The sequence below is a fragment of the Xanthomonas sp. NCPPB 1826 genome, assembly GCF_056725285.1.
The window spans coordinates 3,360,373-3,385,938 of the sequence record NZ_CM161521.1 but is presented as its reverse complement, the minus strand read 5'-3'; the positions used below and the strand labels follow the sequence as shown (position 1 = coordinate 3,385,938).

Here is a 25,566-nt window from a genome sequence, read left to right as displayed (position 1 = left end):
ACGCCATCGATCAATCGCAACCAGGCCAGCAGATGAAAATTGCCGTCGCCAAATACCCGATCGGCAAACCTGCCGACTTTGCCGCGTTCGCCGCACGCCAGTCGGCGCTGGTGGGCGAGGCTGCCGCCGCCGGCGCACGCCTGCTGGTGCTGCCGGAGTATCTGTCGCTGGAGCTGGGCGCGACCTTCGGTACGCAGATTTCTGCCGGCTTGCCGGAGTCGCTGGCGGCGATCCAGGCGCTGCGTGCGCCGTGGCTGGAGCTGTTTGCCGGCCTGGCGCGCCAGCATCAGCTGCATCTGGTGGCCGGCAGCTTTCTGCTGGACCTGGGCCAGGGCCGTTACCGCAACCGCAGCGACTGGTTCACCCCCGATGGCCGGCACGGCTGGCAGGACAAGCTGCAGCTGACCGGCTTCGAAAAGGCCACCGGGCTGATCGAGCCGGGCGACGCGCTGAAGGTGTTCGACCTGGATGGCGTGCGTGCGGCGATCGCGATCTGCTACGACAGCGAGTTCCCGCTGCCGGTGCGCGCGCAGTACGAGGCCGGCGCGCAGCTGTTGATCGTGCCCAGTTGCACCGACACCGCCGCCGGGGCGATGCGGGTACGTGTCGGCTGCCTGGCGCGCGCGCTGGAAAACCGCGTGTTCGTCGCGCAATCGGTCACGGCCGGGCAAGCGCCGTGGAGCCCGGCGCTGGACGTCAATACCGGCGAAGCGGCGGTGTTCGCGCCGATGGATGTCGGCTTCCCGGCCGATGGCGTGCTGGCGCAGACCCAGGGCACTGCCGTGTGGGCGTATGCGGAGCTGGATTTTGCCGCCTTCGAGGCCAGCCGCGCGCAGGCGCAGGTCGCCAACGATCGCGATTGGGTCGGTCAATTGGGCGCTCACGTTGCACGTGCCAGGCTGGCCACGTTCGACTGATAGAGCGCGGCCAGCCACTGCGCGCAGCATCAGGCGAGCGCAGTCGGTGCCTGCGACCAATCGCGCCGCGCGTGCCGACCGTTCCGCGCCGGCCATCACTCTCATTCCTAGCACCATCCACCAGGTTCCCATGGCCAAGAAAACCCTGATTCCGCACAGCGTCCGTCTCGAGTTCGCGCCTGGCGCGCTGGTGCACAGCAATCTGTCCGGTGCGGCCTTCACCGACGACTGGCTGTGGGTGGCCGGCGACGAGGCCTGCGCGGTGGATCGCCTGCGCAGGCTCGACCCCGTGCAGCGCGAGACGCTGCGCTTCGGCCAGGGGCAGAGCTTTGCGCTGGCCGAGTTGCTGGATCTGCCCGGCGAGGCGGCCGAGGAGGCGGATCTGGAAGGCATGGCGCTGTCGGAGGGATTGCTTTGGGTGATCGGCTCGCATGGGCTCAAGCGCAAGAACGCCAAGCGCAGTCGCGACGATGCCGAAAACGCCAAACGCCTGACCAAGCTCAAGCTCGACGCCAACCGCCGCCTGCTGGCCTGCCTGCCGATCGAGCGCGATGCCGACGGCACCCCGCGCCTGGTGCGCGAAGCCGCTGACGGCCGTCGTGCGCTAAGGCTCAAGGGTGACGCGAAGCACAACCAGCTCACCGAGCTGCTGGCCGAGGACCCGCACTTCGGCCCGTTCCTGAAGATCCCGGGCAAGGACAACGGCTTCGATATCGAAGGCATCGTGGTGGACGGCGAGCGCCTGCTGCTGGGCCTGCGTGGCCCGGTGCTGCGCGGCTGGTCGGCGCTGCTGGAGATCCGGGTGCAGGCGCATGGCGACCACCTGCGCCTGGCGCCGCTGGACGAGGACGGCACGCTGCTGCGCAAGCACTTCCTGCAATTGGGCGGGCTGGGCATCCGCGACCTGCATTATTCCGGCGACGACCTGTACCTGCTGGCCGGCCCGACCATGGTGCTGAACGGCGAAATCCGCCTGTTCAAATGGCCGGGCGCGCGTGCGGTGCTGGCCGCCAACCAGGCGCCGGTGCGCTTTCAGCACGAGCTGCTGGAATCGGCGGTGTTGCCGCACGGCACCGACAGCGACCGCGCCGAGGCGATCTGCAATCTTCCCAGCCACCTGGCCGGCGACACGCCCAGCTGGCTGGTGCTCTACGACGCGCCCGGCCCGGCGCGCAGCGGCGGCGATGACGTGGTCTACGGCGACCTGTTACGCAACCGCTGAGCCGCGCGCGGGCAGGTCTGCGCTGGTCAAGGTAAAATCGGCCGACTCCCGTTTTGCCGAGCGCTCCATGACCTGCCGCACCCGTTTTGCCCCCAGCCCCACCGGTTACCTGCACATCGGCGGCGCCCGCACCGCCCTGTATTGCTGGCTGGAGGCGCGCCGCCGCGGCGGGCAGTTCGTGCTGCGCATCGAAGACACCGACCGTGAGCGCAGCACCCAGGCCGCGATCGACGCCATCCTGGAGGCGATGGAATGGCTGGGCCTGGGTTACGACGAAGGCCCGATCTACCAGACCCAGCGCGTCGCCCGCTACCAGGAGGTCGCCGAGCAGCTGCTGGCCCAGGGCAAGGCCTATTACGCCTACGAAACCCGCGAAGAACTCGACGCCATGCGCGAGGCTGCGATGGCCAGGCAGGAAAAGCCGCGCTACAACGGCGCCGCCCGCGAGCAGAACCTGCCGTACCGCGACGACCCCAACCGGGTCATCCGCTTCAAGAATCCGGTCGGCGGCACGGTGGTGTTCGACGACCTGATCAAGGGCGTCATCGAGATCGCCAACAGCGAGCTCGACGACATGGTGATCTTCCGCCCGGACGGCTTCCCCACCTACAACTTCGCGGTGGTGGTGGACGACTGGGACATGGGCATCACCGAGGTGATCCGCGGCGACGACCACATCAACAACACGCCGCGCCAGATCAACATCTATGAGGCGCTGGGGGCGCCGGTGCCGAAGTTCGCGCACATGCCGATGATCCTGGACGAGCAGGGCGCCAAGCTGTCCAAGCGCACCGGCGCGGCCGACGTGATGCAGTACAAGGACGCCGGCTATCTGCCGCACGCGCTGATCAACTACCTGGCCCGTCTGGGCTGGTCGCACGGCGACCAGGAGTTGTTCAGTCGGCAGGAACTGCTCGACCTGTTCGACGTCAAGGACGTCAATTCCAAGGCCGCGCGGCTGGACATGGCCAAGCTGGGCTGGGTCAACCAGCATTACCTGAAGACCGACGACCCGGCCAGCATTGCCCCGCAGCTGGAATACCAGCTCGCCAGGCTGGGCATCGATGTCGCCGCCGGCCCGGCCGCCGCCGATGTGGTGGTGGCGCTGCGCGAACGCGTGCAGACCTTGAAGGAAATGGCCGAAAAAGCCGTGGTCTGGTACCAGCCGCTGGAAACCTACGACGAGGCGGCGGTGATGAAGCACCTCAAGCTGGGCGCAGAAGTGCCGCTGGGCAAGGCGCGCGAACTGCTGGCGGCGCAGAGCGAGTGGAGCGTGGAGACCGTCTCGGCCGCGCTGCACGACGCGGCCGCCGCGCTGGAGCTGGGCATGGGCAAGGTGGCCCAGCCGCTGCGGGTGGCCATCACCGGCACCCAGGTCAGCCCGGACATTTCGCAAACGGTGTACCTGGCCGGACGCGAGGGCGCCTTGAAACGCATCGATGCGGCACTCATCAAGATAGGGGCGGGCTGACCGCCGGAGCCTGTGATGAAAACCAACGAACACGCCTGCACTGCACCGCATCACCATGTCGACGACGCCAACGGCTTCGTGCGCGCGGTGGAGCGCGCCTGCAGCGAGCGCGGCCTGCGGCTGACGCCGATCCGCGCCAATGTGCTGCGGCTGATCGCCGACGCCGGCAAGCCGGTCAAGGCCTATGAACTGCTGGACTGGGTGCGCGAAGGAAAGGGCGTTGGTGCCGACGCCCCGCCCACGGTGTACCGCGCACTGGATTTCCTGATGGCCAATGGCTTCGTGCACAAGCTTGAGTCGGTCAACGCCTTCGTCGCCTGCCACCACCCCAATAGCGCCCAGCACTCGGTGCCGTTCTTGATCTGCGACCGCTGCCACAGCGCGGTGGAACTGGAAGACCGCGAGGTGGTGGCGCAACTGGAAGCGCGCGCCAAGGCGCTGGGCTTCCAGCCGCAGGCGCAGACCCTGGAAGTGCACGGCCTGTGCGCCAAGTGCGCGGTGGCCGAGTAAGCATCGCCAGGCAAACGCGGGGCGGTTCACTTGGAGCGGCTAACAAGCCGTCGCCGCACCTACGCGGTATGGATGCCGTGCAAGAGCTTGCAGGGACGTACTTGCAGCGTGTCCCGCGACTTTAGGCGGGCAAGGGCCCTGCAGCCAGGCAGCAGATCAGCTGGCGTGACGTAGTTTTGTTAGCCGCTCTATAAGTTGCCGGCAGTGCGCAGACGCAGCCATCTGCTGCAGACAAATGCGCTGTTGTTGTCACACCAACCAAGCTTCGAGCAGTACGCGCATGCACGAGTGCCATGCATGCGCATCAGTGGGGTCGCCAGCGACTCTTACCCAAGCTATCAGACACCACCACGCATCACGCCGCGGCGTCGGTCTTGCATCCATAGCCCGCCAGAAACAGGGCGACCGCGCGCTGCGTCGCCTCGCGCAGATACTCGGGCGAGGGATCCTTCAGCGCGCCGAACAGGCAGGGCATCAGGGTTTCCGCCTCCAGCAACCCGCCGAACTGCCTCGACGCGATCAGGACGTCGGCGCAGCGGATCACGCCGCGATCCATCTGCGTCTGCAGATAGTCGGCCATGCGTTGCATGCCTTCTTCGGGGCCTGCATTGAAGAACAGCGCGCCCACGTCCGACCGCCCCGATACACCGATGATGGTCTGCCAGATGGTGATCGAGCTGGGTTGGCACAGGAAGCCGAGGATGTCCTCGCCGAAGCGCTGCAGCGTCTCGGCGACCGGGCCGCTGCTTTGCGAAAGCGCGTCCAGCAGCGGATCGATGTAGCGGTCGGACATGTCCTTGGCAAACGCCACGAACAACTCCTCCTTGGACGGGAAATAGCCGTAGAGCGTGCGTTTGGAGCCGCCGACGCGGGCGGCGATCTGCGACATCGAGGCACCTTCGAAGCCCAGTTCGAGGAACACCTCGCTGGCCGCCTGCACGATGGCGTCGCGTTTTTCTTCGGTTCTGACCCGCATCAACTGACTCCATTGGGTACTTAAGTATACCGACTGGGCAGGAATGCTTGACGGCCACGGATGCGCTTATTAGGATACCGAACCGTACCGTTTATATTTAACCATTCTGCGTCCCGTCGGAGACCTCCTCGTGCGTCCTCATGCTTCGTTTCGCCTGCCCCTGCTCGCTGCTGCCGTTGCTGCCACCGTCCTGCTCAGTGCCTGCGGCAGCCCGCCGGGCGGCCCACCGCCGGAGGAGGGCATGCCCGAAATGGGCGTACTGACCGTCAAGCCGCAGCCGGTGACCCTGACCACCGAGCTGCCCGGACGCACGGTTCCCTACCTGATCGCCGAAGTTCGCCCGCAGGTGGGCGGCATCGTGCAGTCGCGCCAGTTCACCGAGGGCGGCGACGTCAAGGCCGGGCAGACGCTCTACCAGATCGATCCGGCGACCTACCGCGCCAGCTATGCCAGCGCCCAGGCCACCCTGGCCAAGGCGCAGGCCAACCTGCGCACCGCCAGGCTCAAGGCCGAGCGCTACACCGAACTGGTGCAGATCAAGGCGATCAGCCAGCAGGACGGCGACGACACCGCCGCCGCGCTGGGCCAGGCCGAGGCCGACGTGGCCGCCGGCAAGGCCAGCGTGGAAACCGCGCGCATCAACCTGGCCTTCGCGCGCCTGGACGCGCCGATCTCCGGCCGTATCGGCCGCTCCAGCGTCACCCCGGGTGCCCTGGTGACCGCCAACCAGGCCACCGCACTGACCACCATCCAGCAACTGGACCCAATCTATATCGACGTCACCCAGCCCAGCGCGGCCTTGCTCCGCCTCAAGCAGGCGATGGCGCGCGGCGAGCTGGAAAAGGCCGGCGACGACGCGGCCAAGGTGTCGCTGCTGCTGGAAGACGGCAGCGCCTATCCGCTGCAGGGCCACCTGGCGTTCTCCGATGTCACTGTCGACCAGAACACCGGCTCGATCACCTTGCGCGCGGTGTTCCCGAACCCGAACGCCGAGTTGTTGCCGGGCATGTATGTGCGCGCGGTGCTGCAGGAAGGCATCAAGGAGCAGGGCGTGCTGGTGCCGCAGCAGGCGGTCTCGCGCAATGGCGCCGGCAAGCCGACCGCGTTCGTGGTCGGCGCCGATCACAAGCTGCACCTGCGCGTGCTGGAAACCGACCGCGAAGTCGGCGACCAGTGGCTGGTGCGCAGCGGCCTGAAGGCCGGCGAGCAACTGGTGGTCGAAGGCGTCTCGCGCGCCCGCGACGGCATCGAGGTCAAGACCGTGCCGTGGCAGCCCAAGGGCGGGCCGGCTGCCGGTGCCGGCAATGCAGCCGCCGGCACTCCTTCCGCCCCGACCGCACCGCGTGCGGCCAACTGAGGCGGGATCACACGTCATGGCACGCTTCTTTATCGATCGTCCGATCTTCGCCTGGGTGTTGGCCATCATCGTGATGCTGGCCGGCATCCTGTCCATCGCCACCTTGCCGATTGCGCAATACCCCAGCATCGCGCCGCCGGCCGTCGCCATCACCGCCAACTATCCGGGCGCCTCGGCGCAGACCCTGGAAGACACCGTCACCCAGGTCATCGAGCAGAAGATGAAGGGGCTGGACCACCTCAGCTACATGGCCTCCACCAGCGAATCCAGCGGTGCGGTGACCATCACGCTGACCTTCGACAACGGCACCGATCCGGACACCGCGCAGGTGCAGGTGCAGAACAAGTTGTCGCTGGCCACGCCGTTGTTGCCGCAGGAAGTGCAGCAGCAGGGCGTGACGGTGACCAAGTCGGCCACCAACTTCCTCAACGTGCTGGCCTTTACTTCCGAGGACGGCAGCATGAGCGATTCGGACCTGTCCGATTACGTGGCTGCCAACGTGCAGGAAACCATCAGCCGCGTCGAAGGCGTGGGCGACACCACCTTGTTCGGCTCGCAGTACGCGATGCGGGTATGGATGGACCCGAACAAGTTGAACAACTTCAGCCTGACCCCGGTGGATGTGCGCACCGCGATCCAGGCGCAGAACGCGCAGGTTTCCGCCGGCCAGCTCGGCGCGTTGCCGGCGGTGCCCAACCAGCAACTCAATGCCACCATCACCGCGCAGACCCGGCTGAAGACCGCCGAGGAATTCGAGAACATTTTGCTGCGCACGCAGTCCGATGGCTCCCAAGTGCGCCTGCGCGATGTGGCACGCATCGAACTGGGCAGCGAGAGCTACAACACGGTGGGCCGCTATAACGGCAAGCCGGCCGCCGGTCTGGCGATCAAGCTGGCCACCGGCGCCAATGCGCTGGATACGGTGCGCGCGATCGACAAGAGCCTGGAGGAGCAGGAGAAATTCTTCCCGCCCGGCATGAAGGTGCAAAAGCCGTACGACACCACGCCGTTCGTGCGCATCTCCATCGAGCAGGTGGTGCATACGCTGATCGAAGCGGTGGTGCTGGTGTTTCTGGTGATGTACCTGTTCCTGCAGAATTTCCGCGCGACCTTGATCCCGACCATCGCGGTGCCGGTGGTGTTGCTGGGCACCTTCGGCGTGCTGGCGGCGTTCGGTTTCACCATCAACACGCTGACCATGTTCGCGATGGTGCTGGCGATCGGCCTGCTGGTGGACGATGCCATCGTGGTGGTGGAAAACGTCGAACGCGTGATGGGCGAGGAGCAGCTGTCGCCCAAGGACGCCACGCGCAAGTCGATGGACCAGATCTCCGGCGCGCTGGTCGGCGTGGCCCTGGTGCTGGCCGCGGTGTTCGTGCCGATGGCGTTCTTCGGCGGTTCCACCGGTGTGATCTACCGGCAGTTCTCGATCACGATCGTCTCGGCCATGACCTTGTCGGTGCTGGTGGCGATGATCCTGACCCCGGCCCTGTGCGCCACCTTGCTCAAGCCGGTGGAGAAGGGCCATGGTCTGGCGACCACCGGGTTCTTCGGCTGGTTCAACCGCGTGTTCGATCGCGGCAACAGCGGCTATCAGGGCGTGGTGCGGCACATGCTGGGCAAGGGCTGGCGCTACATGCTGGCCTACGCGGTGTTGCTGGCGTTGGTGGTGTTCGGCTTCATGAAGCTGCCGGTGGGCTTCCTGCCGGACGAGGACCAGGGCACGCTGTTCGTGCTGGTGCAGTTGCCGCCCGGTGCCACCGATGCGCGCACCGGCGAGGTGCTCAAGCAGGTGGAGCATCACTTCCTGGTCGATCAGAAGGACTCGGTTGCCGGCATCTTTGCGGTCTCCGGGTTCAGCTTTGCCGGTACCGGCCAGAACGTGGGCTTTGCCTTCGTCAAGTTACGCCCGTGGGACGAGCGCACCGGCAAGGGCCAGAGCGTCACCGACGTGGCGGGCAAGGCCGGTGCGTTCTTCAGCACCATCCGCGATGCCAAGGTGTTTGCCTTTGCACCGCCGGCGGTGTCGGAGCTGGGTAATGCGACCGGTTTCGACCTGATGCTGCAGGACCGCGCCAACCTCGGCCACGAGGCCTTGATGCAGGCACGCAACCAGCTGCTGGCCGAGCTGTCGCAGGACAAGCGGCTGGTGGCGGTGCGCCCGAACGGGCAGGAGGACACGCCCGAGTTCAAGCTGGAAATCGATTCGCACAAGGCGCAGTCCATGGGCGTGTCGATCGCCGATATCAACAACACCTTCTCCAGCGCCTGGGGCAGTACCTACGTCAACGACTTCATCGACAAGGGCCGCGTCAAGAAGGTGATGCTGCAGGCCGATGCGGTGTACCGCATGAATCCGCAGGACATCGACCGCTGGTTCGTGCGCAACAGCGCCGGCACGATGGTGCCGTTCAACGCCTTCGCCACTGCCAGCTGGAGTTCCGGCTCGCCGCGTCTGGAGCGCTACAACAGCGTGCCGTCGGTGGAGATCCTGGGCATGGCGATGCCGGGTGCCGCCTCCAGCGGCGAGGCAATGCAGATCGTCGAAGCGGCGGCGGCCAAGTTGCCGCCGGGTATCGGCTACGAGTGGACCGGGCTGTCGCGGCAGGAGAAATCCTCGACCGGCCAGACCGGCCTATTGTACGGGTTGTCGATCCTGATCGTGTTCCTGTGTCTGGCCGCGCTGTACGAAAGTTGGGCGATTCCGTTCTCGGTGATCCTGGTGGTGCCGCTGGGCGTGTTCGGCACGCTGCTGGGCGCAATGCTGACCTGGAAAATGAACGATGTGTACTTCCAGGTGGGCCTGCTCACCACGATTGGTCTTGCATCGAAAAACGCGATCCTGATCGTGGAATTTGCCAAGGAACTGCATGAAAGCGGCAAGAGCCTGATCGAGTCCGCATTGGAGGCAGCGCGCATGCGCTTGCGGCCGATCCTGATGACATCGCTGGCCTTCATCCTGGGCGTGGTGCCGCTGGTGCTCGGCAGTGGTGCCGGTGCCGGCGCGCAGCATGCCTTGGGCACCGCGGTGATCGGCGGCATGTTGTCCGGCACGATCCTGGCGATCTTCTTCGTGCCGTTGTTCTTCGTGCTGATTAGCGGCTTATTCAAGCGCCGCACACAGCCCACTTCGCCCGCACCGCAACCGGCAGGACACTGAGATGACACCGATCCGCATGACATTGACCGCGATCGCGGTGGCCGGCGTGCTGTCTGGATGCACGCTGATGCCGCGCTATGCACGGCCCGACGCACCGGTGCCCGAACGCTTTGCCGGCACCGAGCTCTCGACGGCATCCACTACCACCGATATGGCCAGCCCCGCGCAGGCGATCGATATCGCCAACATCGGCTGGCGGCAGGTATTCACCGACCCGGCGCTGCAGCAGGTGATCGCGCTGGCATTGGAGAACAATCGCGACCTGCGCGTGGCCGCGCTCAACATCGAGGTGGCACGTGCGCAGTACCGGGTGGAGCGCGCTGCGCTGCTGCCTGCCGTGCAGGGCACCGGCACCGCCAACAACGCGCGCACGCCGTCGGAGCTGGCCATTCCAGGCCAGCCGCAGGTGTTCCGGACCTACAGCGCCAACATCGGCGTCAGTGCGTACGAGCTGGATCTGTTTGGGCGGGTGCGCAGCCTCAAGGAACAGGCGCTGCAGCAGTTCCTGTCCACCGCCGAGGCACGCCGCAGCACCCATATCAGCCTGGTGGCCGAAGTGGCCACCGCCTATATAACGCTGGCGGCCGATCAGCAGTTGCTGCAGCTGGCGCAGTCCACCTTGAGCAGCCAGGGCGACAGCTATCGCCTGCAGCAACGCAGCTTCGAGCTGGGTGTGGCCTCGCAGCTCAGCTTGCGCCAGGCGCAGACCACGGTGGAAACCGCACGCGTGGATGTGGAGCGTTACACGGCGCAAGTGGCGCAGGACCGCAATGCATTGGTGCTGCTGGTCGGCACGCAGGTGCCGGCGGAGCTGTTGCCGCAGGCCTTGCCCGACGGCGCCAGCGTGGACGGCAACGTGCTGGCCAGCGTGCCGGCCGGGTTGCCGTCGCAGTTACTGCAGCGCCGCCCGGACATCCTGGAGGCCGAGCGCAACCTGCGCGCGGCCAATGCCAACATCGGTGCGGCGCGCGCGGCGTTCTTCCCCAGCATCAGCCTGACCGCATCGACCGGCTCGTCCAGCAGCAGCCTGTCCAACCTGTTCGATTCCGGCACCCGCGCCTGGAGCTTCGTGCCCACGCTGACGCTGCCGATCTTCAACGCCGGGCGTAACCGCGCCAACCTGGACATGGCTAAGGCCAACCGCGATATCGAAGTGGCGCAGTATGAAAAGGCGATCCAGAGCGCGTTCCGCGAGGTTTCCGATGCGCTCGCGCAACGCGAGACCCTGGGCCGGCAATTGCAGGCGCAACAGGCCCTGGTCGATGCCACCGCCGACAGCTACCGGCTCTCGCAGGCGCGCTTCGAACGCGGCGTGGACAGCTACCTGCAGGCGCTGGATGCGCAGCGCGCGCTGTACAGCGCGCAGCAGAACTTGATCACCACGCAGCTGTCGCGCTTCACCAATCTGGCGACGTTCTACAAGGCGATGGGCGGCGGTTGGCTGCAATCGGCCGACCCGGCGGTGGCCACGACCGCGACGGGGCAGCCACGTGGATGACGCCGCTGCCGAGGCCCCGGCGCCCAGGCGCGCACCGCACGACAAGCGTGGCGCGATCCTGCGCGCGGCAGCCGAGCTGTTTCCACGCCAGGGCTTCGACAAGACCAGCATGGACAGCATCGCCGAGCGCGCAATGGTGTCCAAGGCCACGGTGTATGCGCACTTCGCGTCCAAGGAGGTGCTGGTCCGCACCACCCTGGAGGCGCTGGCGCACCAGTCGCCCAATCCCTGGGAGGCATTGTTGAACATGCGCGGGCCGTTGCCCGTGCGTCTGCTCGCCATCGCCGATGCGGTCGTGCGCATGGCGGCCAGCAATGCACTGGGCGATGCCGCCTACGGCCTGGTGCGGCCGCCGGCACTGCCCAGCCAGATACGCGAGGAGATGTGGACGCTGGGCTTCGAACGCTACGACACCACGATGCGTGCGGTGTTGGCGCGCGAAGTGGAGCAGGGCAGCCTGGTCATCGACAATCTGCCGGATGCCTCGGTGCATTTCTTCGGATTGATGACCGGGATGCCGGCCAATGCGGCACTGCGTGGCGACACGTGGCAGGCACCGGCCGCCACGCAGCACGGGTATGTCGCCATTGCGGTGGCGCTGTTCCTGCGCGCGTATCGGCCGCAACCGCCGGTGGTGACAGCGGGAGGCAAGCGCGAGGTGCCGAGCGGGTTCTAGCGGCGGCGGCAGGGCAGCGTGATGGATGGTCGGTGGCGTGTTGTCGGCGTTCGCGTGCGCAGAGTTACCCCGGCAGTGCAGGCGCTGCGCGCGTTGATGAGGCTCGCTCATAAGCGTTAGCGCCGCCTGCTGTGCAATGCGCCTGCCCCACAGGTCTATCGTGATGTATCGGTGCTGCAGCGGTATTGCCGCCTGCGGCCGACCCATTCGATGCGGCCGTTGCCGCGGGAGCACACGATGCAAACACGACAGTTGGGAAACAGCGGACTGCAGGTGTCCGCGCTGGGCCTGGGCTGCATGGGCCTGAGCTATGGCTACGGGCCGGCGACCGCGCGCAAGGAGGCCGTTGGCTTGCTGCATGCGGCAGTGGAGCGCGGCGTCACCTTCTTCGACACGGCCGAGGCCTACGGGCCGTTCGCCAACGAGGCATTGCTGGGCGAAGCGCTGGCGGCGCACCGCGACCAGCTGGTGATTGCGACCAAGTTCGGCTTCAAGGACGGACATGCCGACGCCGGGCTCGACAGTCGTCCCGAGCGGATCCGTGCGGTGGCCGAGGCCAGCCTGACGCGCCTGAAGACCGACCGCATCGACCTGTTCTATCAACATCGCGTGGACCCGGCGGTGCCGATCGAAGAGGTGGCCGGCACGGTCAAGGACTTGATCGCCGAAGGCAAGGTCAAGCACTTCGGCCTGTCCGAAGCCGGTGCCGATACCATCCGGCGCGCGCACGCGGTGCAGCCGGTGACGGCGGTGCAGAGCGAATACTCGCTGTGGTGGCGCGAGCCGGAAACCAGCGTCTTGCCAACGCTGGAAGCACTCGGGATCGGCTTCGTACCGTTCAGCCCGCTCGGCAAGGGCTTTTTGACCGGCGCCATCCAGGCCGACACGCAATTTTCTGCCGACGATTTCCGTAATCAGGTGCCGCGCTTCGCTGCCGAGGCGCGTCAGGCCAACCAGGCGCTGGTCGAACGCATCCAGGCCATCGCTGCCGACAAGGGCGCCACCCCTGCGCAGGTCGCGCTGGCATGGTTGCTGTCGCGCAAGCCGTGGATCGTGCCGATTCCCGGCACCACCAAGCTGCATCGCCTGGAAGAAAACCTGGGCGGCGCCGCCTTGACCTTGAACAACAAGGATCTTGCGCGCATCCAGCAGGCGCTGGATGCGGTAGCGATCGTCGGCGAGCGTTACAGCCCGGAGCGACAGAAGCTGGTCGGTAAATAACCCAGCGATCAACTAGCCCAACCGACGCTGTCGTAGGAGCGTGCCCGCGCGCGATGGGCGTTATCGATAACGCCTCGTCGCGCGCAGGCACGCTCCTACAAGCGGGTATCAGCGCGCCGGATCGTGTCGCAATGCGTCGATCACCCCTTTCAACCAGCCGCAAGCCGACGCTGTCGTAGGAGCGTGCCCGCGCGCGATGGGGCGTTATCGAGAAGGCCTGGTCGCGCGCAGGCACGCTCCTACACGGGTGTGTCAGCGCGCCGGAGCGTGCCGCAATGCGTCGATCACCTCTTTAACCCGGCCGCAAGCCGAGGTTGTTGTAGGAGCGTGCCCGCGCGCGATGGGGCGTTACCGAGAAGGCCTGGTCGCGCGCAGGCACGCTCCTACACGGGTGTGTCAGCGCGCCAGGTCGTGCCGCAATGCGTCGATCACTACCTTGAGTGCGCGCGAGGATTGGCGGCGGCTGGGGTAGTAGGCGTGAGCCGTCGAACGGCTCGCACCAGTCCTCCAGCACGCGGCGTAGCCGGCCGGCGGCGATGTGCTCCAGCACCATGGTTTCCGGCAAGAACGCGAGGCCACCGCCGGCCAACGCGGCACGCAGGATGGCGCTGCTGCCGTTGAAGGTCCATTGCCCGTCCACGCGCACCTTGACCTCGCGGCCGTCCTTTTCGAAATCCCAGGGCAGCAGGCCGCCATGGGTGGGCAGGCGCAAGCCGATGCAGTTGTGCCGGGCCAGCTCGGCCGGCGCGGCGGGGATGGTGTGGTGCACGAAGTAGCCCGGCACCGCCACCACCGCCATGCGCTGCATCGGGCTGATCGGCACCGCGATCATGTTCTTGGCGACCTGGTCGCCCAGCCGGATGCCGATGTCATAGCGCTCGGCAACGATGTCGGCCAGCCCGTAATCGACGGTGACCTCAATCTTGAGGTCGGGATAGTCGGGCAGTACGTTCGACAACGCCGGCCAGATATAGGCGTCGGCGGCGTGGCCGGCGGTGGTGATACGGATGGTGCCGGCCGGCTTGTCGCGGAAGTCGGTGAGCGCGGACAGCTCGTCGTCGATCTCTTCCAGGCGTGGTGCCACGGTGTCGAACAGGCGTGCGCCGGCTTCGGTCATCGACACGCTGCGCGTGGTGCGGGTCAACAGACGGATGCCCAGGCGTGTTTCCAGTGCGCGCACGGTGTGGCTCAGCGCCGACTGCGAGACGCCCAGCTGCGCGGCCGCACGGGTAAAGCTACCCTCGCGCGCCACGGTGACGAAGACCTGCAGATCGTTGAGATTTTCCCGCGCCATTGCTTGCGACGGCCGACTCCAGCGCATGCCATTCATGCCGCTGCATCATGCGCGATGCTGCGTGATGGCTTCAAATCCGAGGTGTCATTGCCGCATTGATGCGCTGTGTTTCTAGGTGCATGCGCGGTTGCCCGGGTAGTGCCGGCGTGCATGCGCGCTACAGTGCAGGCACTTGGATCGAGGAGCACTGCCATGAATCTGTTCGCAACTGCGATGTCGCTGTCGATGATGGCCGCCATCACGCCCGGTGGTGAAGAGCAACAGGCGATCAGGGTGAGCAAGGCCGGTGGCGCCGCATCTGCGGCCGGCCCGGCCGACTATTTCACCGGCAAGGTGCGCATCGATGCGCCTTTCCAGGCCGATGCGCCGGCGCGGGTGGGCGGCGCCACGGTGACCTTCGAGCCGGGCGCGCGCACCGCCTGGCACACCCACCCGTTGGGGCAGACGCTGATCGTCACCGCCGGTGCAGGGCGCGTGCAGGAATGGGGCAAGCCGGCGCAGCAGATCCGCCCGGGCGACATCGTGTGGATTCCGCCGGGCATCAAGCACTGGCACGGCGCCAACGCCACCGTGGCGATGTCGCATATCGCCATCGCCGAAGCGCAGGACGGCTCGCCGGTGACCTGGCTGGAGCAGGTCAGCGAGGCGCAGTACGCGGCCGAGTGACACGGCGCTCAACGATGACGTGGTGCGGTCTGCCGCCTCATCGTTGGTGATGCATGTCGTTCAGTGCGAGTGCGCGTGACTGCACTCCACTGCGTAACTGCGCACGAATTGGCTTATGCCGCTTGTGTCGCAGCCTGTGCCCCGGCACGCAACCGTTGTGCGTCACGTGCGGGCGGCGCGCCGAGAATGCGCGCGTAGTCGCGACTGAATTGCGAGGCGCTCTCGTAGCCGACGCGGAAGCCGGCATCGGCGGCATTCAGCGCTTCGGCCAGCATCAGCCGGCGCGCTTCGTGTACGCGCAGATGCGAGCGGTATTCCAGCGGCGTCATCGAGGTGACTGCCTTGAAATGCGCATGAAAGGTGGAGCGGCTCATTGCCGACAGATCGGCGATCTGCTCGATGCGGAAGCGCTGTGCGTAATGCTGGCGCAGCCAGACGATGGCTTTGGAAATCTGGTTGAGCCGGCTGTCGGCGATGGCCATCTGGCGCACCACCGCATTGGCCGGATCGGCCATCAGGCGATAGAGCACTTCGCGCAGGACCAGCGGCGCCAGTGCGGCGATCTCCTGCGGTTGGTCGAGCAGACGCGCCAGCCGCACTGCAGCGTCCTGCAATGGCGGCGTGCTGTGGTTGAGCAACAAGCCGGCCTGCGCCGTATCGCGTTGCGGCTCGACCAGCTCCGGGTGGCTGACGGCCAGATCGCTCAGCACCGCGGTGTCCAGATCCAGGCAGAAACACAGATACGGTTGCGCAGCGCTGGCCTCGATCACCGAACCGACGATCGGCAGATCCACCGAGGCCACCAGATACATCTGCGGATGATAGAGATACGCCGCCGCGCCCAGCATCGCCTGCTTGCGGCCTTGCGCCACCAGGCACAGCATCGGCGTATAGACCGTGGGCACCGACACGGTGGGCGAGGCGCTGCGCATGATCTGCAGCCCGGCAATCCGGGTGGCATGCATGCCGTCGCCGGGGGCATGGCGCAGCAGGATGTCGGTCATCTCGGTCAAGGCGGACATGCAGGACTCGGCAATGGCACCAGGCGGCGTGGCCGCGATGCCGTCGATCCTACAAGACCCACTGTCATGGAGCCGGCATGCCTGCCACAGCAGCGGGTAGGGGTAGCGCCGATTGGCGCCGGCACAGACGGTCAGGCCCACGCGCCCGGTGCCTCGAAACGGCAGGCCAGCCACGATCTGGCGCTCACATGTGCGCCGTATCATGGGTGTCTGTTTCCGTGACCGCCCAGTCCCATGCCCGCAAAACGTTCGACCATCGCCGCACCGGCAAGCCCGGCCGACTGGAAGGCGCTCGAGGCCGCCGCTACGGCCGAACTTGCGCGCCGCACGGCGCAAGCGCATCAGCAGATCCTGGGATTGTTGAACACGCATGGGCATCTGCTCAGCGAAGCGCAGCGGCGTGGGTTGCACCGGCGCTTGCTGCGTGCGGGACGCTAAACGAGGGCGCTAGGGCGCCAGCGACATCCTTGACGCTAGAGCGACGGTGCCAACGCTCCGGCCGCACGCGCATTGTTGATTGGTGAGTAGAGTGTGCGGTGCCCTCACCACTTGCGGGACACGCCGTGAATCCGTCCGTGGAGGCTCCTTGGCGGCATGCATGCCGTCACGGGTCCCGCAAGCGGCGAGGACACCGCACCAGAAAGGTGGTCGGCGCTCGCATAAAAGCTGCTTGTCGCGCGATGTGCATTGGTCGTTGACTGTTGGGCCGCGCAGGTACATCGCTATCCAAATGCACATGACGCACTGCTTTTGCCCATGCGCACCGACCATCCGACTGGTTGTCGCTGGAGATGCATCAGGCATTGAGCTGGCGCATCGGCATCAAACAACGCGCAGCAGGCAATGTTCGTAATTGTGCACACCGACCATCCCGACAGGTCCTTGCCCGCTCACCGTCGCGGGACCTTACGCGGCATGGATGCCGCGTAAGAGCCTACACGGACGTACTTGCGGCGTGTCCTGCGATGGTGGGCGGGCAAGGGCCCTGCAGCAAACTCGCAGATCGCCGCCCACCACTGATCCAACAGCGCGACTCGGCCGCATCCAGCCACTAACCAACCAAGACGTCGCCTCGCAGCCACGCATCAATCCGCGTCCAGCCAGCATCTGCCGACGCAACCAACGCGCTCGCGTTCAACCGCCAAGCTCCCACGGCGGCACTTCGCCCAGGCGTTCCTGCAGAAAATCCACGAATGCACGCACACGTGGTGGCTGCAGCTGGCGCGCCGGCATCACCGCGTTGATCTGCGAGGTTGGCGGCGGGTAATCGGGAAGTACTTCGACCAACCGGCCGTTGCGCAGTTCTTCTGCGATATGCCAGTACGAATGCAGCGCGATGCCTTGGCCGGCGACGGCCGCATCGCGGATCAACTCACCGAAATTGCTCTCGAAGCGGCTCTGCATGCGCACGCGCACCAGGCCGCCCTCCGGTGTTTGCAACTGCCAGACATCCTGGCGGCCGTCGCGGCCCATCAGCAGTACGCCGGCATGCCCGGCCAGGTCGTCCGGCGTGCGCGGGGTGCCATGGCGCTGCAGGTAATCGGGCGAGGCGGCGAGGGTGCGGCGGTTGTCGGCGATGCGCCGCGCTACCAGCCCGGAGTCGTCGAGTGGGCCGATGCGGATCGCCAGGTCGAAGCCTTGCTTGACCAGGTCTACCAGGTCGTCGCTCAGGTGCGCACTGATGTGCACGCGCGGATGACGGGCCTGAAATTCCGGTAGCAACGGCGACACGTACTGCCGCCCGAACGAGGCCGACATGGTCATGCGCAGGATGCCGCCGACCGCGTGTGCGCTTTCGCGCAGATCGTCGGCCAGCGCGTCCAGATCCTGCACCAGCACGCGGCCGCGCTCGGCCAGGCGCTGGCCTTCAGGGGTTGGGTGCAGCCGGCGCGTGGTCCGGTGGAGCAGGCGCACGCCCAGGTCGCGCTCCAGCCGCTTCAGGCGCTGGCTGGCGACCGCTACCGACAGGTCCAGGCTACGCGCACCGGCAGTGATCGAGCCGGAATCGAGCACGCGCAGGAACAGCGCGATATCGCCGAGGCGGTCCATGCGATTCTCAATGATTGCTTGATAGTGAATCAGGATAACAGGGGTTTTTGCTTAGGACCCTGGAGCGCAGGCTGTGGGTTGTCTTCCCTGGTCCATGCCCATGTCCGCTTCCGCGCGTTCTTCCCGTTTTCCGCCAGCGCTGCTGGCGCTGACCATCGGTGCCTTCGGCATCGGTACCACCGAGTTCGTGATCATGGGCCTGCTGCAGCAGGTGGCCACCGACCTGGGCGTGTCGCTCAGCGCTGCCGGCCTGCTGATCAGCGGCTATGCGCTGGGCGTTTTCGTCGGGGCGCCGGTGCTGACCCTGGCCAGTGCGCGGCTGCCGCGCAAGGCGGTGCTGGTCGGCTTGATGGCGATCTTCACCCTGGGCAACGTGGCCTGCGCGCTGGCGCCGGACTACACCAGCCTGATGGTTGCGCGCGTGCTGACCTCGCTGGCGCACGGCACCTTCTTCGGCGTGGGCGCGGTGGTGGCCACCTCGCTGGTCCCGGCCGAGCGCCGGGCGTCGGCGATCTCGCTGATGTTTGCGGGCCTGACCGTGGCCACCCTGCTGGGCGTGCCGGCCGGCGCCTGGCTGGGTCTGCAGCTGGGCTGGCGGGCGACGTTCTGGGCGGTTGCGGTCGTCGGCGTGCTGGCCACGGCCGCGGTGGCGCTGTGGGTACCGGCGAACGCAGGCGCGGCCGCGCCGGTGTCGTGGCGCCAGGAAGTGGCGGTGCTGGGGCGCGGACAGGTGCTGCTGGCGCTGGCAATCACGGTGGTGGGCTATGCCGGCGTGTTCGCGGTGTTCACATACATCCAGCCGTTGCTGGTGGACGTGAGCGGTTTTGCGCAGACGGCGGTGTCGCCGGTGTTGCTGGTCTTCGGCGTCGGCATGATCGTGGGCAATCTGCTGGGCGGGCGTCTGGCCGACCGGCGTCCCACCGCCGCGTTGCTGGGCAGCCTGGCGGCATTGGTGGTGGTGCTCGCCGCGATGGGCCTGGTCCTGCACAACAAGACTGCGATGGTGGTGTTCGTCGGGCTGCTGGGCGTGGCCGCCTTCGCCACCGTGGCGCCGCTGCAGTTGCGCGTGCTCGAGCATGCACGCGGTGCCGGCCAGAACCTGGCTTCCAGTCTCAATATCGCCGCGTTCAATCTGGGCAATGCGCTGGGCGCCTGGTTGGGCGGTGTGGTGATCGCCACGCATGCCGGCCTGGTCGCCACCCCGTGGGTCGCCGCGCTGTTGAGCGCGCTCGGCCTGGGCATCGCGTTGTGGAGCGTGCAACTGCAACGCCGGCGTGCCGCCGCGCCGGGCGTGTGCGCGCAGGCGGGTTGATTCGTTTTTTAGGCATGAGTGCAGTGACCGCGCAACCGGCAACCCTGCGCGCTCGCGCGGGTGATCGGCAAGCGGAGCGTGGCGCCTGACATCGCGCGTGGCCGGATCGACCGGCAGCGCGTGGATTTTCTTTCGGCTTCAAGGAGCATTGCGATGGAGACACGTTTTCTCGGCCGTTCCGGTTTCAAGGTGCCGGTGCTCGGTCTGGGGGCCGGTACCTTTGGCGGTAAGGGGCCGCTGTTTTCTGCATGGGGCGATACCGATGTCGCGCAGGCGCAGCGCATGATCGACCTGTGCCTGGAGGCGGGCCTGAACCTGTTCGACACCGCCGATGTGTATTCGGACGGCGCCTCTGAAGAGATCCTCGGCCAGGCGCTGCAGGGCCGCCGCGATCAGGTGATCCTCTCGACCAAGACCGGCCTGCGCCTGGGCGATGGCCCCAACGATGCCGGTGCCTCGCGCTTCCGTCTGTTGCGTGCGGTGGATGCCTCGTTGCGACGCCTGCGCACCGACTATATCGATCTGCTGCAGCTGCATGCCTTCGACGCGATGACGCCGGTGGAAGAAACCCTGTCCACGCTCGATGGGCTGGTCCGCGCCGGCAAGGTGCGCTACCTGGGCGCGTCCAATTACGCCGGCTGGCAGCTGATGAAGTCGTTGGCAGTGGCCGATGCGCAGGGCTGGAGCCGCTTTGTCGCCAACCAGACCTATTACTCGCTGGCCGGGCGCGATTACGAATGGGAGCTGATGCCGTTGGGCATCGACCAGGGCGTGGGCGCGGTGGTGTGGAGTCCGCTGGGCTGGGGGCGCCTGACCGGCAAGCTGCGCCGCGGCCAGGCGTTGCCCGAACACAGTCGCCTGCATGCCACTGCGGCCGCCGGGCCGGCGATCAGTGACGAGCGCCTGTTCGACATCGTCGATGTGCTCGACGCGGTTGCCGACGAGACCGGCCGCAGCGTGCCGCAGATCGCCATCAACTGGCTGCTGCAACGGCCCACCGTGAGCACGGTCTTGATCGGCGCACGCGACGAAGCGCAGTTGCGCCAGAACCTGGGTGCGGTGGGCTGGTCGCTGACGGACGCGCAACGCGCGCGCCTGGATGCGGTGAGCGCGGTGGAGCCGCCGTATCCGTATTACCCGTACTGGCGCGGGCACTTTGCCGAACGCAGCCCGCTGCCGGTGTGACACGGGCTGCGCCATCGCGCCACGCTGCCGCCGGTTGGCAGCAGCGTGGCATCCCTCACCGTTGCCGCCTCACAACGGCCGTGCCGCGCGCGGAATCACCTCGGGCATGATCGCTCCCACGCCCTTGCTGCCTTGTAGCTGTTTGCAGTTATCCAGTGCGGTGGCCACCGAGTCGTAGCCGATCATCGCGCTGCCATCGATGGCCGAGGCATAGATCAGTGTGCCGCCGGTACGTGAGGCCAATCCACCGGCGATGGCTGGGGTGGTATTGAACAGTTTGATCGAGGAGCCCAGCAGGATCAGTTGACCGCTGCGCGTTTCGAGCGCTGCGGCCACGCGCGGGGCTTGCCCGGCCGGAACCACGGCGGCCGTGCGTGCGGCCGTGCCGGCATCGAGATAGATCGCGTAGCGGTCGAAGCGTGCAACCGGAGCGTCTATGGTGGTTTGCGACGCCGGCACCGCGCGTGCGGCGGTCGCTGCAGGCGCGCCGTCGGCCAGCCTGACCACTGCGCCGGGAATCAGCCGGAAGCTGCTGCGTCCCGCAGCGATGGTCGGCCCGGTCGCCGCAGCGTGCAGGCGTTTGCTGTCGACCAGCTGCGCCGACGCGGGAGCGCAGACGCCAGCTGCAACGACAACGAGCAGTGTTAGTAAGGATGTCTTCATGTCAGTGGCCCACCACGCGCATTTCGAATTCCTCCAGTTGCTCCTTGCCCTGGTCGGCGAGCATGTCGTCGACCTCCAGGGTCCAGCGCCCGGCCGAGGGTTCGTCCAGGAAGGCGTTGCTCGATGTCAGCCAGACCACGGTGCCGTCGGGGGCCTGATCGAGTGTGGAAAACGGCGTCATCACCGTGCTGCGCGTGCCGCTGGGCGACACCAGCACCACCCGCAGGTGACTTGGGTCATTATGGGTGGCCGAGAAATACAGTTGCACGCCTTCCACCTTGAAGGATTGGGTGATGTTCAATGACAACCTGGCCGGTGCCGCGACACCCCCGATGGTGCTGCTGTTGCCTTCATACACTTTCCAGCTCGTGTCCTGCAGGGCGGGCAGCGAGGTGAAGTGCATTGCACGTTCCACAGCCGCGGCGGCGTCGACCAGCCCGAAGCCATACCAGTTGCTGAAAGGATGGCCCGCCGCATTGGTGACCCAACCCGGGTCGATCACGGTGCCGTTATAGAGGGCTTTGGGTTGAGTTGGGTCGACCTGGGTCGCGGTGGTTGCCAGGATGTATTTGACATCTCGCAGGGTCAGCTGCGGATTGGCGCCCAACATCAAGGCCGCCACGCCCGCCACGGTAGGCGATGCCGCCGAGGTGCCGTTCATGCGCGCGGTGTAGTTGCACGATGCATCGATCCTGGAGCGGCTGCTGTCGAGCGCGTTCTGCATCTGGCGGGTGCGATCACGGTTGTTGCCCGCTGCACAGCCGCTGAGGTCGGTGGTGACGATTGCGGCTTTATAGAAGCGCCGCAGCGGCAGAAGGTTGGTGAGCCCATAAGAGGGCCGGGCCGTTTCCGGGTGCGGATCGAAGGCGCGCTGAAACCCATACTCGCCACCCAGCCCGGAGACCCACAGTGCAGAGCCTGGAGATGAGTACGACGCCCGCACGCCATCGGCGTTGACGGCACCGGCCACGATCGTGGTGATCAGGTTGTTGAACTGGTCGGTGTTGGCCAGTGCGCAGCCGACACCGAGCTTGCGGGTCTGGTCTGCGCAGCGATCCACCGGATTGCCTTGTGCATCGTTCTCGATAAGGGCAAAGAAGTCATTGCCGGCAGCTTTGACATACACCCCGCCTTTCCCGCCGCGCTGCGCCTGCATCAGTCTTTCGAGCGACTGTTGTTCGTCGACTTCGGTGTACGGATACGCGCGCGACGAACCACCCCAACTGTTGTTGAACACCTCCATGGCGCGCCCTTCCGGCCCGTCGCCCCAGGCGTAGCGAATGTCGACGTACTGCTTGCTGCCATCCGGCTCTGCAATTGCATTGAAGCCTGCCAACTTGGCCTCCGGTGCAACGCCACGTCCGCCGATCCCGTTCCATCCGCGCTCGGCAATGATGCCCGCAACTGCGGTGCCGTGGTCGCTATCGATCTCGCTCGCCGGTGGTGTCGGCTCGTTGGAGCCGGTCAGGAAATTGCGCGAGCCGTTGGCGACGATATTGTCGACCAGGTCCGGGTGTGCGATCTCCAGGCCGTCATCGATCACCGCAACCTTGACGCCTGCGCCGCGGATGCCCAGTGCGTGCAGGATATCTACGTCCAGGTCCACGCCGGGCAGCGGGCGTCCATCGCCGAACACTGGCTGGCCCTGATTGAGCAGATGCCATTGGTAGCGGAACAGTGGGTCGTCGCCTGGCTGTGTTGCGGCGTTGGCCGCTGCGCTGAACACCTGGGCATCCCCGTGCTGGCTGGCATACGCCAGGCCGCATGCGGCGAAGCAGGCAAGTGACGTCGAAGTAAGCATCATGTATTTCATGTCAGTGCCCCAGGATGCGAAGCTTGAAGGTTTGCAGCGCCGCAGTAATCGTCGGCTCGGTCATGTCGGTCACTTCCAGCGTCCACACGCCTTGCGCCTTTTCGTCCAGGAAGGCATTGCTGGACGTCAGGTCGATATAGAAGCCAGTATTTGCGTACGCCGAAGCATCGAGCGCTGAAAAGGGCGTGAGCACATAGCTGCGTGTGCCGCTGGGAGATTCCAGGACCACGCGCAGATCGGTCGGGTTGCGATGCGATGTGGCAAGCGACAGTTGCACGCCTTCCACCGTCATTGCTTGCGTGATGCGAATGCGCTGCTTGGCCGGCCGCGCCGGTCCGCCAATCTGGCTTGGGGCGGCAGTGGAAGTAATCCAACGAGAGTCTCGCACTGGAGGAAGCGGCGTGAAGTCGCTAGCTTTGTAGACCGCCTCGGCCCCATCGACCAGGCCGAATCCATACCAGTTGCTGAAGCGATGTCCGGCCGCATTGGTGATCCAGCCCGGATCGATCACGCTGCCCTGATATATGGCGCGCGGTTGTTGTGGGTCGACCTGGCGCGCGGTAGTGGCCAGGATGTACTTCACGTCCCGGGCACTAAGGCTGGCATTGACGCCCAGCATGAGAGCGGCGACGCCGGACACGGTTGGCGCGGCGGCGGAGGTGCCGTTGAAGCGGGCCGTGTAGTTGCAGCCGGGGTCGATCTTCGAACTGCTGGTATCCAGCGCATTGGCCGGATCAAGACCGCGATCCTGGTTGTAGCCTGCCGAACAACTGCTCAGGTCGGTCGTCACCAGCGCGGGGCCATACGCAAAGGGCACTGCATCAGCGGGCAGGCGTTCGCCCGGGTCAGGGACGAAGGCGCGTTGCATTCCTATCAGCCCGCCAAGACCAGACACCCATAGCGCGGAACCGGGTGAAGAATACGCTGCGCGTTTGCCGCTGGCATCGACGCTTGCGACGGTGATGGTGTCAAACAGGTTGTTGAGTGGGTCCAGATTGGCCAGTCCGCAGCCGACCCCTGCCGCGCGGGCGCGCGGGCCACACAGATCGCGCATGTTCCCGTCCTGATCCGGCATCTGCAGACTGAGGAAATCGTTACCCCCGATCTTGACGTAAACCGCTCCCAGTCCACCGCGGGTCGAGCGCATCAATGCCGCCCATGACGCTTGCTCCTGTTGCGGAAAATCCAGGTAGAATGAGGCCGGCTGGCCCCAGCTGTTGTTGAAGATATCGATGTTTCGACCTTCCGGCCCGTCGCCCCAGGCATAGCGCACGCTGGCCAGGTTCCTGGACGAGTCGCGGGCGTCGAAATCGAACCCCGCAAGCCTGGCTTCGGGCGCCACGCCGCGGCCACCACGCCCGTTCCAGCCAACGGCCGCGACAATGCCCGCGACCGCAGTGCCATGAGACAGGAAAGTGTCGATGGGCGTCACGTCATGCGAGCCGGTCTCGAAGTTGTACGAGCCGTTCGGAATGATGTTGTCGGCCAGATCTTCATGACCCAGTTCCAATCCGTCATCCACCACGCCGACGCGGATGCCTTTGCCACGAATTCCGAGGGAATGCAGGACATCCACATCCATATCCACGCCCGCAACCGGGCGGATGTCGCCGATGACCTGCTGCCCCTGATTGGAGATGTGCCACTGATACCGCACCAGCGGGTCGTCGGCGGCCGTACGCAAGGCGGTGGCCGGAGCGGCGGCCACCGCCGTGTACAGTGGGGCGCCGATCAGCAGCGCGCCAACCATGGCGCTGCGGTGATGCTTGCGAACACGGCTCATGCTGTTCTCCGATCGATGGTCGAATGCGTGTGAGCGAGCAAGGCAGCGATGGCAAGTACGCCTTCGCTCGATTGCCGCGTTGTAGATGGATGCGTCCGCGGAGCGGCCCGCCGCGCGCGCGCTCGACGGTCGCCCGGAGGTCTGCTACATCGGCTGCATGACCGACTGTTGCACCACCAGCGCCGCCTGCGTGCCGGGCGTGCTGGCGCGCAGACGGGTCAAGGCCTGCTGCGTCTGTTCGATCGACGGATAGGCGATCACTGCGCTGTTGTCGATCGTCGAGGCGTAGACGACGCGCCCGCCGGAGCTGCGGGCCAGTGCACTGACAGCGCTTGGCGTGGTGTCGGTCAGCTTCAACTGTGGCTGGACCAGTACGACGCGTCCATTGCGTTCGTTCACCGCTGCGGCAATGGCGCGTTCTGTCGAGCCCGTGGATGTGGACGCAAGCCTGGACGCGCCACGTGCAGCGCTGGTTGACGGAAGGACGATGGCATAGGGGCCGATTCGTGCGGCAACCTTGCCATCGATTGCTGCTGCGCTGCTTGCGCGCGCCTTGGCGGCAGATGCGGGAGCGGCGTTTAAGCGGTCGTTCGGCAGTGGCTCGGAGACCACCGCGCCGGGCAGCATGCGATAGGTATCGTTTCCGGATTTGAATTGCTCGCCGGTGGCCGCTGCGCTGAGCGCCTGGGCGTCCATGTACTGGCCGGCATGCGCGAACCCGCACGCGGCCAAGGAAGCAACGAGGACCGAAGTAAGGAGGATGCTTTTCAT

At 66.3% G+C, this 25,566-nt stretch carries 20 protein-coding genes and 1 pseudogene; 13 read left to right on the top strand and 8 right to left on the bottom strand.

The genetic code is table 11. From position 1 onward, the window contains the following. The first annotated feature begins 32 nt into the window (after positions 1 to 32). The 4 genes from AC1PLA_RS14315 (at position 33) to AC1PLA_RS14300 (ending at position 4,120) form a co-directional block, all read left to right on the top strand. On the top strand, positions 33 to 917 hold the full coding sequence (locus tag AC1PLA_RS14315) for a carbon-nitrogen hydrolase family protein (protein WP_481104806.1): 885 nt from the start codon (positions 33 to 35) through the stop codon (positions 915 to 917). 130 nt (positions 918 to 1,047) lie between these two features. Next, positions 1,048 to 2,139, top strand: coding sequence for a DUF3616 domain-containing protein (locus tag AC1PLA_RS14310; protein ID WP_481104805.1), 1,092 nt, complete (start codon positions 1,048 to 1,050; stop codon positions 2,137 to 2,139). Positions 2,140 to 2,206: 67 nt separating this feature from the next. Next, on the top strand, positions 2,207 to 3,610 hold the full coding sequence (gltX, locus tag AC1PLA_RS14305) for a glutamate--tRNA ligase (protein WP_024939898.1): 1,404 nt from the start codon (positions 2,207 to 2,209) through the stop codon (positions 3,608 to 3,610). A gap of 15 nt (positions 3,611 to 3,625) precedes the next feature. Next, positions 3,626 to 4,120, top strand: a complete 495-nt coding sequence (locus AC1PLA_RS14300) for a transcriptional repressor (RefSeq protein WP_024939899.1) — start codon at positions 3,626 to 3,628, stop codon at positions 4,118 to 4,120. 355 nt (positions 4,121 to 4,475) lie between these two features. Here AC1PLA_RS14300 and AC1PLA_RS14295 read toward each other — a convergent pair whose 3' ends face one another. Further along, positions 4,476 to 5,096, bottom strand: coding sequence for a TetR/AcrR family transcriptional regulator (locus AC1PLA_RS14295; protein ID WP_245102617.1), 621 nt, complete (start codon positions 5,094 to 5,096; stop codon positions 4,476 to 4,478). Between the two features lie 130 nt (positions 5,097 to 5,226). Here AC1PLA_RS14295 and AC1PLA_RS14290 point away from each other — a divergent pair, with 130 nt between their 5' ends. The 5 genes from AC1PLA_RS14290 (at position 5,227) to AC1PLA_RS14270 (ending at position 13,008) form a co-directional block, all read left to right on the top strand. After that, on the top strand, positions 5,227 to 6,453 hold the full coding sequence (locus AC1PLA_RS14290) for an efflux RND transporter periplasmic adaptor subunit (RefSeq protein WP_481104804.1): 1,227 nt from the start codon (positions 5,227 to 5,229) through the stop codon (positions 6,451 to 6,453). Between the two features lie 16 nt (positions 6,454 to 6,469). Next, positions 6,470 to 9,613, top strand: coding sequence for an efflux RND transporter permease subunit (locus AC1PLA_RS14285; RefSeq protein WP_481104803.1), 3,144 nt, complete (start codon positions 6,470 to 6,472; stop codon positions 9,611 to 9,613). 1 nt (position 9,614) lies between these two features. Continuing rightward, a complete protein-coding gene (locus AC1PLA_RS14280) occupies positions 9,615 to 11,111 on the top strand; it encodes an efflux transporter outer membrane subunit (RefSeq protein WP_481104802.1) in 1,497 nt (498 codons plus the stop codon). Beyond that, positions 11,104 to 11,787, top strand: coding sequence for a TetR/AcrR family transcriptional regulator (locus AC1PLA_RS14275; RefSeq protein WP_481104801.1), 684 nt, complete (start codon positions 11,104 to 11,106; stop codon positions 11,785 to 11,787). The genes AC1PLA_RS14280 and AC1PLA_RS14275 overlap by 8 nt, the downstream gene beginning before the upstream one ends. A 237-nt stretch (positions 11,788 to 12,024) precedes the next feature. Continuing rightward, positions 12,025 to 13,008 (top strand): aldo/keto reductase, encoded by a 984-nt coding sequence (locus AC1PLA_RS14270; protein WP_481104800.1) that lies wholly within the window; start codon positions 12,025 to 12,027, stop codon positions 13,006 to 13,008. A gap of 396 nt (positions 13,009 to 13,404) precedes the next feature. Here the strand turns inward: AC1PLA_RS14270 and AC1PLA_RS14265 are convergent. Then, positions 13,405 to 14,302 (bottom strand): annotated as a pseudogene (locus tag AC1PLA_RS14265) (LysR family transcriptional regulator). A 192-nt stretch (positions 14,303 to 14,494) separates the two neighbouring features. Between AC1PLA_RS14265 and AC1PLA_RS14260 the strand changes: the two are divergent. Beyond that, on the top strand, positions 14,495 to 14,968 hold the full coding sequence (locus AC1PLA_RS14260; RefSeq protein ID WP_481104799.1) for a (R)-mandelonitrile lyase: 474 nt from the start codon (positions 14,495 to 14,497) through the stop codon (positions 14,966 to 14,968). A gap of 113 nt (positions 14,969 to 15,081) precedes the next feature. Here AC1PLA_RS14260 and AC1PLA_RS14255 read toward each other — a convergent pair whose 3' ends face one another. Continuing rightward, positions 15,082 to 15,990, bottom strand: coding sequence for an AraC family transcriptional regulator (locus AC1PLA_RS14255; RefSeq protein WP_481104798.1), 909 nt, complete (start codon positions 15,988 to 15,990; stop codon positions 15,082 to 15,084). A 234-nt stretch (positions 15,991 to 16,224) separates the two neighbouring features. Between AC1PLA_RS14255 and AC1PLA_RS14250 the strand changes: the two genes are divergently transcribed. Further along, positions 16,225 to 16,428 (top strand): hypothetical protein, encoded by a 204-nt coding sequence (locus tag AC1PLA_RS14250; protein WP_039522385.1) that lies wholly within the window; start codon positions 16,225 to 16,227, stop codon positions 16,426 to 16,428. Positions 16,429 to 17,124: 696 nt separating this feature from the next. Here AC1PLA_RS14250 and AC1PLA_RS14245 read toward each other — a convergent pair. After that, complete coding sequence (locus AC1PLA_RS14245; RefSeq protein WP_016902329.1) at positions 17,125 to 18,039, bottom strand: LysR family transcriptional regulator; 915 nt, start codon at positions 18,037 to 18,039, stop codon at positions 17,125 to 17,127. Positions 18,040 to 18,139: 100 nt separating this feature from the next. On the opposite strand from AC1PLA_RS14245, the gene AC1PLA_RS14240 reads away from it, so the two are divergent. Then, complete coding sequence (locus AC1PLA_RS14240) at positions 18,140 to 19,351, top strand: MFS transporter (protein WP_016902330.1); 1,212 nt, start codon at positions 18,140 to 18,142, stop codon at positions 19,349 to 19,351. Positions 19,352 to 19,504: 153 nt separating this feature from the next. Next, positions 19,505 to 20,536: an aldo/keto reductase gene (locus AC1PLA_RS14235; RefSeq protein ID WP_104607826.1), complete on the top strand. Its 1,032-nt coding sequence runs from the start codon at positions 19,505 to 19,507 to the stop codon at positions 20,534 to 20,536. A 69-nt stretch (positions 20,537 to 20,605) separates the two neighbouring features. Here the strand turns inward: AC1PLA_RS14235 and AC1PLA_RS14230 are convergent, their stop codons facing one another. The 4 genes from AC1PLA_RS14230 to AC1PLA_RS14215 all read right to left on the bottom strand — a co-directional run bounded on the left by AC1PLA_RS14230 (position 20,606) and on the right by AC1PLA_RS14215 (position 25,566). Then, positions 20,606 to 21,199: a hypothetical protein gene (locus AC1PLA_RS14230; RefSeq protein ID WP_481104797.1), complete on the bottom strand. Its 594-nt coding sequence runs from the start codon at positions 21,197 to 21,199 to the stop codon at positions 20,606 to 20,608. A gap of 1 nt (position 21,200) precedes the next feature. Then, positions 21,201 to 23,012, bottom strand: a complete 1,812-nt coding sequence (locus AC1PLA_RS14225; protein WP_481104796.1) for a S8 family serine peptidase — start codon at positions 23,010 to 23,012, stop codon at positions 21,201 to 21,203. A 1-nt stretch (position 23,013) separates the two neighbouring features. Continuing rightward, complete coding sequence (locus tag AC1PLA_RS14220; protein ID WP_481106205.1) at positions 23,014 to 24,762, bottom strand: S8 family peptidase; 1,749 nt, start codon at positions 24,760 to 24,762, stop codon at positions 23,014 to 23,016. 177 nt (positions 24,763 to 24,939) lie between these two features. Continuing rightward, a complete protein-coding gene (locus AC1PLA_RS14215) occupies positions 24,940 to 25,566 on the bottom strand; it encodes a hypothetical protein (protein ID WP_481104795.1) in 627 nt (208 codons plus the stop codon).